The organism is Sanguibacter sp. 25GB23B1, from assembly GCF_040012415.1.
In the GTDB taxonomy this organism is placed as follows: Bacteria; Actinomycetota; Actinomycetes; order Actinomycetales; family Cellulomonadaceae; genus Sanguibacter.
Map to the genome: position 1 here is coordinate 1 of NZ_JBDYKL010000032.1, position 13,774 is coordinate 13,774.

Below are 13,774 nucleotides of genomic sequence, written 5' to 3' on the forward strand. Positions count from 1 at the left end.
CAGGCCATCACCGCCGCCGGATCCGGCTGCGCCGCGGCCATCGACGCCCAGAACTACCTCGGCGACCTCGTCCACGAAGCCGCCTCACCCACCCACATCGTCGACGCCCTGGAGGCACTGTGAGCACCACGACCGAGGCGCCCGCGGGCACGACGCCCGCACGCCTGTCGACCCTCGACCGCTGGCTCCCCCTGTGGATCGGGCTCGCGATGGTCGCGGGACTGGTGCTCGGCAACCTCGTCCCCGCGCTGTCCGACGCGCTATCCGCGATGGAGGTCGGCGGGATCTCCGTGCCGATCGGCATCGGCCTGCTCGTCATGATGTACCCGGTGCTGGCGAAGGTCCGCTACGACCGCGTCTCCGCCGTCACGGGGGACAAGCGCCTCCTCGTGAGCTCGCTCCTGCTCAACTGGCTCGTCGGCCCCGCGCTCATGTTCGCGCTCGCCTGGATCTTCCTGCCCGACCTCCCCGAGTACCGCACCGGGCTCATCGTCGTCGGCCTCGCCCGCTGCATCGCCATGGTCGTCATCTGGAACGACCTCGCGTGCGGCGACCGCGAGGCGGCCGCCGTCCTCGTCGCGATCAACTCGGTGTTCCAGGTCGTCGCGTTCTCCCTGCTCGGGTACTTCTACCTCACGGTCCTGCCCGGCTGGCTCGGCCTCGACACGCAGGGGCTCGACGTCTCCATGGGGCAGATCGCGCTCAACGTGCTCGTGTTCCTCGGGGTACCGCTCGCTGCCGGCTTCGCGTCCCGCTGGATCGGTGAGCGTGCCAAGGGCCGCGACTGGTACGAGGAGACGTTCGTCCCGCGCATCGGCCCGTGGGCGCTCTACGGACTGCTCTTCACGATCGTCCTGCTCTTCGCCCTCCAGGGCGAGGCAGTGACGTCCGCTCCGCTCGACGTGGTCCGCATCTCGGTACCGCTGCTCGTGTACTTCGGCCTCATGTGGGGCATCGGCATGGTCACGGGACGGTCGATCGGCCTCGGGTACGCCCGGTCGACGACCCTCGCCTTCACGGCCGCCGGCAACAACTTCGAGCTCGCCATCGCTGTCGCGATCGGCACGTTCGGCGCGACCTCGGGGCAGGCTCTTGCCGGCGTCGTGGGTCCGCTCATCGAGGTCCCGGTCCTCGTCGGCCTCGTGTACGTCTCGCTGTGGATGGGGCGCCGGTGGTTCGCCGGAGACCCCACCGCGCCGCCGGTCCGCGGCGGAACCCTCTAGGAGGTTGTCATGACCACCATCGACACAGACTGCGCCCCGGCCCCCGAGGCGCACACCATGGGGATCGACGCCGCAGAGCGCGTCGGCTCCACCCTCAAGGCGCTGGCCGAGCCGGTGCGCCTGAGGATGCTCTCGCTCATCACGACGTCGGCGACGGGCGAGGCGTGCGTGTGCGACATCACCGCGATCACGGAGATCTCGCAGCCCACGGTCTCCCACCACCTCAAGGTCCTCAAGGACGTCGGGGTGCTCACCTCCGAGCGGCGGGGGACGTGGGTGTACTACCGGGTGGCGCCGGCGCTCCGCGGCGCCGTCTCCACGCTGCTCGAGGCGTTCGCCCCGGCGACGCTCGACGCGGGTCGCAGCGAGCACGCCCCGACCTGCCTCACCGACGTCGACCACGCGCTCACCCGCATGGCCGACGAGCTGGCGGAGCGCTTCCCCGGTCTCGGCCACGACGCCGTGCTGCGGACGGTCCGGGAGTCGTACACGGCCCTCGCGCGACGCTCGACCGTGCGGACCCACCTCGTCGTCACGACGGAGCGGTTCGCCCGGCAGCGCCTGGCCGACCTGACCCGCACGGCGGCAGCAGCCGCGGGTGCCGCCGGCTCGACCGGCACCACCGACCACCGTCCTCAGGTCCTCTTCGTCTGCGTCGCCAACGCCGGCCGGTCCCAGCTCGCTGCGGCCCTGCTGCACAGCTACGCCGGGGACGCCGTCGTCGTCCGATCGGCCGGCTCCGCCCCGGTGGGCGAGGTGCACGCCGGGGTCCGACCCGCGCTCGACGCGCTCGGCGCTCCGGACGCGTTCCCGAAGCCGCTCACCGACGACGCCGTCCGCGCCGCGGACGTCGTCGTGACGATGGGCTGCGGAGACGCGTGCCCCATCCTGCCCGGGAAGCGCTACGAGGACTGGGTCGTCGGAGACCCCGCCCTCGCCTCGCCGGAGGGTGTCGACGCGATCCGCGACGAGCTCGACCGGCGGGTGCGCGGCCTCTTGGCCGAGATCCTTCCGTCCTTCACCCCAGCACCGACCCACACCCAGGAGAACTCATGACCACGACCGAGACGACCACCGAGCAGACCCGGCCGAGCGCCCTCTTCGTCTGCGTCCACAACGCCGGCCGCTCCCAGATGGCCGCGGGGTTCCTCCGTGAGCTCTCGGGCGGCACCGTCGAGGTCCGTTCGGCCGGTTCCATGCCGGCCGACCAGATCAACCCGACCGCCGTCGAGGCCATGCTCGAGGTCGGTATCGACATCCGCACCGAGTCCCCCAAGGTCCTCACCACGGAGGCCGTCCAGGCGTCCGACGCCGTCATCACCATGGGCTGCGGCGACGTGTGCCCGATCTTCCCCGGCAAGCGCTACGAGGACTGGCAGCTCGACGACCCGGCCGGCCAGGGCATCGAGTCCGTGCGCCCGATCCGCGACGAGATCCACCAGCGCGTCCTCGCCCTGCTCGACCAGCTCGGCGTGGCAGCGGTCCCGCTGCGTACCGACGCCTGATCCTGCGAGCGGCGTCTGATCCTGTGCTCGGAGACCAGGCGCCGCTCGCACCCGTCTAGGAGTCGCCCGACCGCCCGTGGCTCACCCCGGTCGCGAAGCCCAGGGCGGGTGCACCGACGCCCAGCGTGACGAGCTGGGGCTCGCTCGAGGTGCCGCAGCACGCGGACCCGCTCCCGTCCTCGGCGACGTCGGTCGAGCACACTCCCGTCGCGGGAAGGTCGAGGTGGACGACGTCGGCGGCTGCGCGGTCTCCGGCGAGGGCGGCGGCGATCGACCGCACCTGCTCGTAGCCGGTGGCGAGGAGGAAGGTGGGGGCTCGGCCGTAGCTCTTCATCCCGGCGATGTAGAAGCCGGCGTCGGGGTGCGCCAGGAGCGCTTCTCCGTGCGGCGGAACGGTCCCGCAGGAGTGGAGGTCCGGGTCGATGAGCTCGGCGAGGCCGCGCGCACACTCGAGCGCGGGGTCGAGGTCGAGCCGGATCTCCCGGGTGATGTCGAGGTCGGGTCGGAACCCGGTCGCGTTGACGATCCGGGAGACCGTGAGGTCGAGGGTGTCGTCGCGAGACCGGCCGAGCACCCGGACGCCGTCGGCGCTCGGGACGACCTGCTCGATGGAGGCCCAGCGGACGAGCGTGACGAGCCCGGACTCCGTCGCATCCTTGAGGCGTGTGCCCAGGAGTCCGCGTGCGGGGAGCTCGTCGTCGGTGCCGCCGCCGAAGAGGCGGCGGGCGGAGCCACCGCGGATGGCCCAGGTGATCTGGGTGCCGGGTGCGCTCTCTGCGAGCTCGACGAGCGCCAGCAGGCTGTTGGCGGCGGAGTGGCCCATGCCGACCACGAGGGTGTGGCGACCGGCGAAGTCGGCGCGGTCCGCCCCGAGCACGTCGGGGAGCGGCCCGGCGAGGGTGTGGGTGGCGTCCGCTTCGCCAGGGGCGGGGAGGCCGCCGACGCCGAGGGGGTTGGAGTGCCCCCAGGTGCCGGACGTGTCGATGACGGCGCGGGCCAGCACGTCCTCGACCGCACCGTCGGTCAGGACGCGCACGCGGTAGGGCTTGCGGTCGCGACCCAGCGAGCGGGTCTTGTCCGCACCGTCGCGGGTGATGCCGAGGACGCGGGCCCCGGTCCGGAGGCGGGGTGCGATCGCGGCGGTCTCGGAGAGCGGGCGGAGGTACTGGGTGACGAGCTCGGTGCCGGTCGGGAGCGCCTCCGGGTCGGGGCTGACCCATCCGGTGGGCTCGAGGAGGCGCTGCGCGGCCGCGTCCAGGTCGTAGCGCCACGGGGAGAAGAGGCGGACGTGGCCCCAGGCCGACACGGCGGACCCGGCGTGGTCGCCCTGCTCGAGGACGAGGGGTTCGAGGCCGCGCTCGAGGAGGTGGGCGGCAGCCGCCAGGCCGACCGGGCCGGCTCCGACGACGACGACGGGGAGGGGGGTGGGCGGCTGGTTCATGGGTGCTCCGGTTCTCAGCGGGCGGGCGCGGTGCGGTCGATCAGGCCGGCTGGATCGAAAATAACCGATCCATGCGACGATTGTTGCATGACCGACGATCTGAGCACCATGTGCTGCGCCCCGGCTGTGCGGGACTCCCTCGATGCGCACGAGGCCGAGCGGATCGCCGCGGGGTACCGCGCTCTCGGCGACGCGACACGGCTCCGCCTCCTCGCCCTCGTCTCGGCCGGCGAGGACGGGACGGCGTGCGTGTGCGACCTCACCGGACCGGTGGGTCTCAGCCAGGCGACGGTGAGCCACCACCTGAAGATCCTCGTCGACGCCGGCCTCCTCACGCGGGAGAGGCGCGGGACCTGGTCGTACTACTCCGTCGTCGCGACGCACCTCGACGCGCTGGGACGCCAGCTCCTCAGCGTGCCGACGCCGACCGTCCTGTTCGTGTGCGTCCACAACGCCGGGCGCTCCCAGCTCGCGGCCGCACTGGCCAGCGCCTACGCGGGAGACTCCGTCCGGGTGCTCTCGGCCGGCACCGACCCGGACGACGCCGTCTCCGGGACGGTCCTCGAGTCGCTCGCGGAGCTGGACATCGACCACAGCGCGGCCGTCCCGACGAGGATCACCGCCGAGATGGTCGCCCGCGCCGACGTGGTCGTCGCGCTCAAGCCCGACCTCGACCTGCCGGGCGACCCCCAGGTCGAGACCTGGCCGCTCCCTGATCCGGCCGGCTGGGACGTCGACGGCATCCGGCCCCTCCGCGACTACATCGACGGCCAGGTCCGGGAGCTCGTCGACCGCCTCCGGGCGCGCTGAACCCGGCCGGGCTCAGGAGTAGCCGGACTCCGCCGTCGGGTCCGGTGGGGCCGTGTCGGGCACGACCGTCTCGCCGGCCTCCGCGGGCCGCGGGCGGTCCTGGCGGTGGAGCCGCACGGCGACGATCGCGATGTCGTCCTGTCGCTCGGGCGGCAGCATCCTCAGGAGCATCTCGTCGCAGAGCTCCTCGAGCCCGAGCTCGGCGACGCTCTCCAGCGCGGCGACGAGCGCCGCCTGCCCGTCGCGCATCGACCGGTCACGTCGTTCGACGAGGCCGTCCGTGTAGAGGAAGACGGTCGCGCCGGCCTCGAGGTCCACCGTGGACTCCGTGCGCTGCGTGGTGAGCGTGATCCCCAGCAGGAGGTTCATCGTGTCCGCGACGAGCGGTGTCACCGACCCGTCCGTGTGGATGACCATCGGCGGTGGGTGGCCTGCGTTCGACCACCGCACGGTCCGTTCCCCGCGCTCGACCTGCTCCTCGGTCTGCTCGATCCGGGCCACCACGGTGGTGGCGACCACCTCCGACTGGAGCGTCTCGAGGGTCGCGTCGATCTCGCGGAGCAGGTCGGCGGGTGACGCGCCCGTCGCGACGGCGATGCCACGCAGCATCGACCGGATCTCGCCCATCTTCGCCGCCGCCGCGATGTCGTGACCGACCACGTCACCGATGACGAGGACCGTCTCGCCGGTGCGCTGCAGGAACGCGTCGTACCAGTCGCCGCCCACCTGGGCGGCCTCGGTCGCAGGCACGTAGCGGACGGCGATCTGCAGGTGGTCCGGCTGGACGGTCGCGGTGAGGAGCGAGCGCTGCAGCCCCTCGGCTAGCTGGCGCTGCTGGCGGTACAGCCGCATGTTGTCGAGCGCGAGCCCCGCCCGTGTCGAGACCTCCTGCGCCACGACGAGGTCGTCCGGGCTCAGCGCGCTGCGCCCCGGCCCGTTGAAGAGCGTCACGAGGCCCATCGTCCGGCCGCGACCCTCGAGAGCGAGGACCGCGCCGCTCTCGGGCGCCAGCTCGTCGAGGATGTCCCGCGCCTCGCCGGGATTGAGGACGGCCCGGATCGCCTCGGTCGCACCGCTGGGGATGTGCGTCACCCCGCCGTGCTGCAGCGCGTGCGCCACGAAGGACCCTGGGGTGAGCGCCGCCAGGCGCAGCGTCGAGTAGCGCGTGACGAGCGGGAGGGCGGCGGGGTCCACGTGCGCGCACCCGAGGTCCCGCAGGCGCTTCGGGTCGCCGTCCTCGTCCTCGACGAGCGTCACCACGCACCAGTCGGCGAGCGCCGGGACGAGCACACGGGCGAGCCCCGCGAGGGCCTGCTCGGCATCGAGCGTCTCGGCCAGGCAGGAGCCGACCTCGGACAGCAGGGCGTCGCGCCGGGCGTTGTGCTCGGCGGCCTGCTCCGTCTTGCGCCGCTGCGTGATGTCCTGGAAGTACACGCCGAGGCCGTCAGGACCGGGCCACGCATGCACCTCGTACGTCATGTCGAGCGGGGGCGGATAGTGCGCCTCGAAGGTGACCGGGGTACCCGTGCTCATCGCGCCGCGGTAGTGGGTCTCGAAGTCCGAGCCGAGAGAACCGGGGAACAGCTCCCAGATGGAACCACCGAGCATCTCGGCGCGGGTGCTCGACAAGAGTCGCTCTCCGGCCGCGTTGACGTACGTGAAGCGCCAGTCGGCGTCGAGGGAGAAGTAGGCGGTGGGCATCACCTCGAGCTGCTGCACGGCGGGCAGGCCGTCGTGACGACCGGGCGTCGCACCGTCCGGCGGTCCGGTGGTGTCCGTGGGCGAGGCAGCCATGGGGGGTTCCTTGCTCTCGGGCGACGCGTGTCGCCGACGCTCAGGAGTCTAGAAGATCCGTACCCCTCGACCGAACTACTTCCGCCGACGAGGGGTCTCGGACGCCTCCCATCCGCGTCGCGTCGTGTGGGTGGGCAGCGCCGCGTCACGCGATCGATACACGATGTAGGGGCGGAACGGGTAGGCCACCGGGGCCGAGAACGCGTGGACCAGACGGGTGAACGGCCACAGCGCGAAGAGGAGGTTCGCCACCGTGATGTGCACGGCGAACGCGAGCGGGACGCCGGTCATGAGGTCGGGCTGCGGAGAGAGCAGCCACAGGGACCGGAACCACACCGAGATGGTCTCCCGGTAGTCGTAGCCGTGGTCCGCAGCGAAGAGCTGCGTGGTCAGCGTCGCCCAGGTCCCCACGAGGATCGACGCGGCGAGGAACACGTACATGACCTTGTCCATCCGCGTCGTGGCGAGGAACACAGGACCCGTGACGCGCCGCCGGTACACGAGGATGAGGAGGCCCGCGACGAGCATGACGGCCGCGAGCGTCCCGAGGTAGGTCGCCACGAAGTGGTAGGCCGTCTCGCTGATCCCCACCGTCTCCGTCCACGACTTCGGGATCGCGAGGCCGAGGAGGTGCCCCCCGACCACCATGATGAGACCGAAGTGGAACAGCGGAGACCCCAGGCGCAGCAGCCGGTTCTCGTAGAGCTGCGAGGACCGCGTGGTCCACCCGAACTTGTCGTAGCGGTAGCGCCACGCGAGCCCGACGACGAACGTCGCGAAGCACACGTACGGCACCACGACCCAGAGCAGGACGTTCCCCATCACACCCTCGTCTCGGTCTGCGCGCCCACGGGCACGAACGGTTCCAGCGGTCCGAACGACTGCAGGCCCACGAGCTCGCTCGGCGGCCCGGAGGACACGAGCTCGAGGTACCGCCGCTCGGTGTCCGCGTCGATCGGCGGGAGCGTCAGGCACACCGCCTCGATGACGGACGCGTAGAGGCTGCCGAAACCCGTCAGCGCGGAGCGCAGGACCTCGATGCCGCCGCGGTTCGTGGACAGGAGGCCGGCGGCGATGATCGGCGCACCCTCGCCCGAGATCTCGCGCGCCGAGAACTCCAGCACCACCGGCAGGTAGTCCGGCAGCTCGTCGCTGTCGACCGCCCACCCGGCCGCCTGGTACGCCTGGACGAACGACACGAGGGCGAGACCGCGGTTGCGCGTGTCGCCCGCCACGAAGTACGTGAGGTACATCGAGCACTTCCGGCGCAGGTCGAACGTCGCGACGTAGTGGACCGCGAGCGCCTCCGGGTCTCGTGCCGTCATCGCGTCCGCCGCGTCGAGGAAGTCCGTGAAGCGCTCGCGGACGGCCCCGGGCAGGGTCTGGACGGCCGACCGGACCGCGGGGAACGTCGCGATCTCATCCGGTCCGGGGTACCCGAGGAGGATCGACGCGGCCATGTGGGCGGTGGCCCGGTCGGCGGCGGACATCCGCACGGGGACGAGCGGGTCGAGGACGGGGGAGCGCATCAGCGGTCTCCCTGCTCGGACGCGGCGGCGTCTCCGGGGAAGAGGCCGTCGGGGCGGCCGCGACCGTCCCAGTTGAGGAGGTTGACCCGGCTCGGGCTGCTCGGGGTGTGCGGGGAGTCGGCCGTCTGCCGGGCCTGGAGCACGTGGAAGTTCTCCACGGCGACGGGCGTCACCGGCCCGGACGAGGACCCGAACGGTCCGCCACCGCCCATGCCGGGGCCGCCGTCGAAGTCGAGGGAGCAGGCGAGCTCCTCGAGCTCGCGCGCGGTCTCGGTGTGCGCGGGCGGGATGACGTAGCGGTCCTCGTACTTCGCGATCGCGAGGAGCCGGTACATCTCCTGGACCTCGGCGCCCGTCATGCCGACGGCCGACGCGATCTCCTCACGGGGGTCGTCGCCGAGGTTGATGTCCCGCATGTACGTGCGCATCGCGGCGAGCCGGCGCAGGACGCGCTCGACGGGCTTGGTGTCGCCCGCCGAGAAGAGCCCGGCGAGGTACTCGAGCGGGATGCGCATCTGGCTGATCGCCGCGAAGAGGGTGCGGGCGTCCTCGCCGTCGTTGCCCGACGCGGTGACGACGTCGACCATCGGCGAGAGCGGCGGGATGTACCAGACCATCGGCATCGTGCGGTACTCCGGGTGCAGCGGGAGCGCCACCTCGTACTTGTTGATGAGCGCCCAGATGGGGGAGCTCTGCGCCGCGGTGACCCAGTCGCGCGGGATGCCGGCCTTCTCGGCCTCGCGGACCACCTCCGGGTCGTGCGGGTCGAGGAAGACCGAGCGCTGGGAGGCGAGGAGCTCGTGCTCGTCCTCGACGGCGGCGGCCTCGCTCACCTTGTCCGCGTCGTAGAGGACGAGGCCGATGTAGCGCAGGCGACCCACGCACGTCTCCGAGCACACGGTGGGCTGGCCCACCTCGATGCGCGGGTAGCAGAAGGTGCACTTCTCGGCCTTGCCGGTCTTGTGGTTGAAGTAGACCTTCTTGTACGGGCAGCCCGAGACGCACATGCGCCACCCGCGGCACTGGTCCTGGTCCACGAGGACGATGCCGTCCTCGGCCCGCTTGTACATGGCGCCGGACGGGCAGGACGCGACGCACGACGGGTTGAGGCAGTGCTCGCAGATGCGCGGCAGGTAGAACATGAACGTGTCCTCGAACGAGGCCGCGACGTGCTCGCTCATCGACTGGAGGATCGGGTCGTCCTGCATGGTCTCGGTGGACCCCCCGAGGTCGTCGTCCCAGTTGGCCGACCACTCGATCTTCATGTCCTTGCCTGTGAGCAGAGACTTCGGCCGTGCGACGGGCGTGTGCTGGCCTGCCGGTGCCGAGAGCAGCATGTCGTACTCGTACGTCCACGGCTCGTAGTAGTCCTGGATGGACGGGAGCTTGGGGTTGGAGAAGATCCGGGCGAGCTTGGACCAGCGCCCGCCGCCGCGCAGCGTGAGCTTGCCGCGCCGGTTGCGGACCCAGCCGCCCTTCCACTCCTCCTGGTCCTCGTACCTCCGGGGATACCCGAGGCCGGGGCGTGTCTCGACGTTGTTGAACCACACGTACTCGACACCGGTGCGGTTGGTCCACGCCTGCTTGCACGTCACCGAGCACGTGTGGCACCCGATGCACTTGTCGAGGTTCATGACCATCGACATCTGCGCCATGACCTTCATCAGTACGTGACCTCCTGGTTGCGGCGTCGTATGACCGTGACCTCGTCGCGCTGGTTGCCCGTGGGGCCGAGGTAGTTGAACGCGAAGGCCAGCTGGGCGTAGCCGCCGATGAGGTGGCTCGGCTTGAGCAGCACCCGGGTGAGGGAGTTGTGGATCCCGCCGCGCAGCCCGGAGGTCTCGGCGAGGGGCACGTCGATGGTCCGGTCCGTCGCGTGGTGCATGAAGACGGTGCCCTCGGGCATGCGGTGCGAGACGACCGCGCGGGCGACCACGACGCCGTTGCGGTTGTAGGACTCGATCCACTCGTTGTCGCGGACGCCGATCTTCTCCGCGTCCTGCGGGCTCATCCAGATGTTCGGCCCGCCGCGGGAGAGCGAGAGCATGAAGAGGTTGTCCTGGTACTCCGAGTGGATGGACCACTTCGAGTGGGGTGTGAGGTAGCGCACGGCGACCTCGGCGTGGCCGCCCGACGCCGGGAAGCCGCTGGGGTCGCGGTCACCGAGGACGGGGGAGTCGGCGAAGAGCCGGTGCATGTCGAGCGGCGGGCGGAACACCGGGAGCTGCTCACCGAGGTCGGTCATCCAGTCGTGGTCGAGGAAGAAGTGCATGCGGCCGGTGAGGGTGTGCCACGGCTTGAGGCGCTCGACGTTGATGGCGAAGGCCGTGTAGCGGCGGCCGCCGTGCTCTGACCCGGACCACTCGGGCGACGTGATGACGGCGACGGGCCGCGCCTGGACGTCCGCGAAGGTGATCCGCGTGCCCTCGGACTCCCGAGAGAGGTCCGCGAGCTTCTGACCCGTGTGCTCCTCGACCTGCTCGAAACCCTGGGTGGCGAGCCGGCCGTTCGTCGTGCCGGAGAAGCCGAGGATCATCTCGCAGACCTGCGTGTCCTTGTCGAGACGCGGACGTCCCACGTAGCGGCCCGTGGTGACGAGACCGTTCTTGCGGGCGAGCGCGCTGATCTCCTGGTCCGGCGTGTACTTCACGCCCTTGGTCGCCATGCCGAGCTTCTCCGTGAGCGGGCCGAGCGCCCCGAGCTGGTCGGCGATCGCCGGGTAGTCACGCTCGACGACCGTGATCTTCGGCATCGTCACGCCGGGGACGAGCGGCATGTCCCGGACGTCGCCGACCACCCCGTGGGGGGTCGCCATCGCGTCGGGGGTGTCGTGCATGAGCGGTGTCGCGACGACGTCCTTGCGCACCCCGAGGTGCGTCTCGGAGAGCTCGGCGACCTTCTTCGCGATCGTGTGGAAGGTGTCGAAGTCGGTGCGCGTCTGCCACGGCGGCGTGATCGCCGGGTTGAACGAGTGGATGAACGGGTGCATGTCCGTGCTCGAGAGGTCGTACTTCTCGTACCAGGTCGCCGCGGGCAGGACGACGTCGGAGTAGAGGGTCGTCGACGTCATGCGGAAGTCGAGCGTCGTGAGGAGGTCGAGCTTGCCCTCGGGCGCCTCCTCGCGCCACACCATGTCCCGCGGGCGCCGCTCGGGGCCGGCCTCCTCGGCGAGGACAGCGGAGTCGGTCCCGAGCAGGTGCTTGAGGAAGTACTCGTTGCCCTTCCCGGAGGACCCGAGGATGTTGGCGCGCCAGATGGTCACCACGCGCGGGAAGTTCTCTGGAGCGTCCGGGTCCTCGCACGCGTACTTCAGCGACCCGTCCGTGAGGGAGTCCACCACGTACTGGGCGGCGTCCTTGCCCGCAGCCTCGGCGTCGTCGGCGAGCTGCAGCGAGGACCTGTTGAAGGTGGGGTAGCTCGGCATCCAGCCGCGCTTCGTCGACTCGACGAGACAGTCCGCCGTGGTGCGGCCGGCGAACGCGCCGCGGGCGAGAGGCGTCGCGAGGGCGTCGGCGGGCAGGCCGTCGTAGCGCCACTGGTCGGTCGCGAGGTACCAGTACGCGGTGCCGATCATCTGGCGGGGCGGGCGCATCCAGTCGAGACCGAACGCGTACTGGGCCCAGCCGGTCTGCGGACGGAGCTTCTCCTGCCCGACATAGTGGGCCCAGCCACCGCCGTTGACCCCCTGGCAGCCGGTCATGGTCGTCAGCGCGAGGAACGCGCGGTAGATCGTGTCGGAGTGGAACCAGTGGTTGGTCCCGGCACCCATGATGATCATCGACCGGCCGCCGGACTTCTCGGCGTTCTCCGCGAACTCCCGGCCGATGCGCTCGGCTGCGGGGGCGGGCACGCCGGTGATCTCGGCCTGCCACGCGGGGGTGCACGGCGACGACGCGTCGTCGTACCCGGTGGGCCACTCGCCGGGCAGGCCCTCGCGACCCACGCCGTACTGGGCGAGGAGGAGGTCGAAGACGGTCGTCACGAGCCGGCCGCCCACCTCGCGGACGGGCACCCCGCGCCGGATGGTCCCGGCGCCGCCGGTGTGCGCCCCGAGGTCGCCGGGGGAGGGCTGGACGTCGAAGCGGGGAAGGTCCACGGCGACGGCGCGCCCGTCGTGGTCCGCGGCGTCGAGGAGCGAGAGGAGCGGGTCCACCCCCTCGAGGTCGAGGTTCCACCTCCCGCGATCGTCCGCGGAGAACCGGTGCCCGAGCGACCCGTTCGGCACGACGACGGTGCCGTCGGAGTCGAGCAGGACCGGCTTGAAGTCGGCGTTGGCGGAGCGGAAGCCCGGCAGCCCGGCGCCCGCGAGATCCGCGGCCGTGACGAACTTGTCCGCGACGAACGCGTCCCCGCGCGGCACGAGCGTCACGAGGTACGAGGAGTCGGAGTACGTCTTGAGGTATTCCTCGAAGCGCGGTGTGCGCCGCTCGACGAGGAACTCGCGGAGGATGACGTGGCCCATCGCGAGGGCGAGCGCCCCGTCCGTCCCGGGGTGGACGGCGAGCCACTCGTCGGCGAACTTCGTGTTGTCCGCGTAGTCGGGCGAGACCACCACGACCTTCTGGCCGCGGTACCGCGCCTCCGTCATGAAGTGGGCGTCCGGGGTGCGGGTCACCGGGATGTTCGAGCCCCACATGATGCAGTACGTGGAGTTCCACCAGTCGGCCGACTCGGGGACGTCCGTCTGGTCGCCGAACACCTGCGGGGACGCGACCGGGAGGTCGGCGTACCAGTCGTAGAACGAGAGCATCGTCCCGCCGAGCATCGTGATGAAGCGGTTCCCCACCCCGTGGGACACCATCGACATCGCCGGGATCGGCGAGAAGCCGGCGATGCGGTCCGGGCCGTAGGTCTTGATCGTGTGGACGTGGGCGGCCGCGACGATCTCGGCGGCCTCCTCCCACGTGGTGCGGACGAGGCCGCCTTTGCCGCGTGCGGACTTGTACGCCTTGGCGGTCTCCGGGTTGCCCGTGATCTCTGCCCACGCGAGGACCGGGTCGCCCGTGCGGGCCTTCGCGGCGCGGTACATCTGCGCGAGGACGCCCCGGACGTACGGGAAGCGCACGCGGGTGGGCGAGTACGTGTACCAGCTGAACGCCGCGCCGCGCGGGCAGCCGCGCGGCTCGTACTCGGGGGAGTCCGGCCCAACCGACGGGTAGTCCGTCTGCTGCGTCTCCCACGTGATGATGCCGTCCTTGACGTACACCTTCCACGAGCACGAGCCGGTGCAGTTCACACCGTGCGTCGAGCGCACCACCTTGTCGTGCGACCACCGGTCCCGGTAGAAGACGTCGCCCTCGCGTCCGCCCTCGAGGTAGACCTGCCGCAGGTCCGCCGACGTCTCACCGCGTCGCAGGTGCTTGCCGAGCGAGAGCAGCAGGTCCTGTGCGGACCGGCCGCCGGTCTCCGTCGTCGTCATGGGGCTCCTTGCTCGTGCTGCGAGAGGTGATGCGGGACGTGCTCGGGTCGGGC

10 protein-coding genes are annotated in these 13,774 nt (G+C 71.3%); 4 read left to right on the forward strand and 6 right to left on the reverse strand.

What is annotated here, in order from left to right; translation table 11 throughout:
- Window positions 1-119 precede the first annotated feature (119 nt).
- From arsB to ABKW26_RS15680, 3 genes are read left to right on the forward strand one after another with little or no spacing between them, the layout of a single operon-like run.
- Window positions 120-1,223: an ACR3 family arsenite efflux transporter gene (gene arsB / locus ABKW26_RS15670; protein WP_348594823.1), complete on the forward strand. Its 1,104-nt coding sequence runs from the start codon at window positions 120-122 to the stop codon at window positions 1,221-1,223.
- Between the two features lie 9 nt (window positions 1,224-1,232).
- A complete protein-coding gene (locus tag ABKW26_RS15675; RefSeq protein ID WP_348594824.1) occupies window positions 1,233-2,279 on the forward strand; it encodes a metalloregulator ArsR/SmtB family transcription factor in 1,047 nt (348 codons plus the stop codon).
- Window positions 2,276-2,728, forward strand: coding sequence for an arsenate reductase ArsC (locus tag ABKW26_RS15680; protein WP_348594826.1), 453 nt, complete (start codon window positions 2,276-2,278; stop codon window positions 2,726-2,728). Before ABKW26_RS15675 ends, ABKW26_RS15680 begins: the two co-directional genes overlap by 4 nt.
- Window positions 2,729-2,783: 55 nt before the next feature.
- Here the strand turns inward: ABKW26_RS15680 and ABKW26_RS15685 are convergent, their stop codons facing one another.
- A complete protein-coding gene (locus tag ABKW26_RS15685) occupies window positions 2,784-4,169 on the reverse strand; it encodes an FAD-dependent oxidoreductase (protein ID WP_348594828.1) in 1,386 nt (461 codons plus the stop codon).
- An 87-nt stretch (window positions 4,170-4,256) separates the two neighbouring features.
- Between ABKW26_RS15685 and ABKW26_RS15690 the strand changes: the two genes are divergently transcribed.
- Window positions 4,257-4,979 carry a metalloregulator ArsR/SmtB family transcription factor gene (locus ABKW26_RS15690; RefSeq protein WP_348594830.1) on the forward strand — a complete coding sequence of 241 codons (723 nt, stop codon included), beginning with the start codon at window positions 4,257-4,259 and terminating at the stop codon, window positions 4,977-4,979.
- A 12-nt stretch (window positions 4,980-4,991) separates the two neighbouring features.
- Here ABKW26_RS15690 and ABKW26_RS15695 read toward each other — a convergent pair whose 3' ends face one another.
- The 5 genes from ABKW26_RS15695 to ABKW26_RS15715 all read right to left on the reverse strand — a co-directional run bounded on the left by ABKW26_RS15695 (window position 4,992) and on the right by ABKW26_RS15715 (window position 13,721).
- A complete protein-coding gene (locus ABKW26_RS15695) occupies window positions 4,992-6,773 on the reverse strand; it encodes a SpoIIE family protein phosphatase (protein ID WP_348594831.1) in 1,782 nt (593 codons plus the stop codon).
- A 75-nt stretch (window positions 6,774-6,848) separates the two neighbouring features.
- Window positions 6,849-7,595 carry a respiratory nitrate reductase subunit gamma gene (narI, locus tag ABKW26_RS15700; protein ID WP_348594833.1) on the reverse strand — a complete coding sequence of 249 codons (747 nt, stop codon included), beginning with the start codon at window positions 7,593-7,595 and terminating at the stop codon, window positions 6,849-6,851.
- Entirely contained in the window at window positions 7,595-8,302 is a 708-nt protein-coding gene (gene narJ / locus ABKW26_RS15705) for a nitrate reductase molybdenum cofactor assembly chaperone (RefSeq protein WP_348594835.1), read from the reverse strand. Before narJ ends, narI begins: the two co-directional genes overlap by 1 nt.
- Window positions 8,302-9,966 carry a nitrate reductase subunit beta gene (narH, locus tag ABKW26_RS15710; protein WP_348594836.1) on the reverse strand — a complete coding sequence of 555 codons (1,665 nt, stop codon included), beginning with the start codon at window positions 9,964-9,966 and terminating at the stop codon, window positions 8,302-8,304. The genes narJ and narH overlap by 1 nt, the downstream gene beginning before the upstream one ends.
- Window positions 9,966-13,721: a nitrate reductase subunit alpha gene (locus ABKW26_RS15715; RefSeq protein ID WP_348594838.1), complete on the reverse strand. Its 3,756-nt coding sequence runs from the start codon at window positions 13,719-13,721 to the stop codon at window positions 9,966-9,968. Before ABKW26_RS15715 ends, narH begins: the two co-directional genes overlap by 1 nt.
- Window positions 13,722-13,774 lie beyond the last annotated feature (53 nt).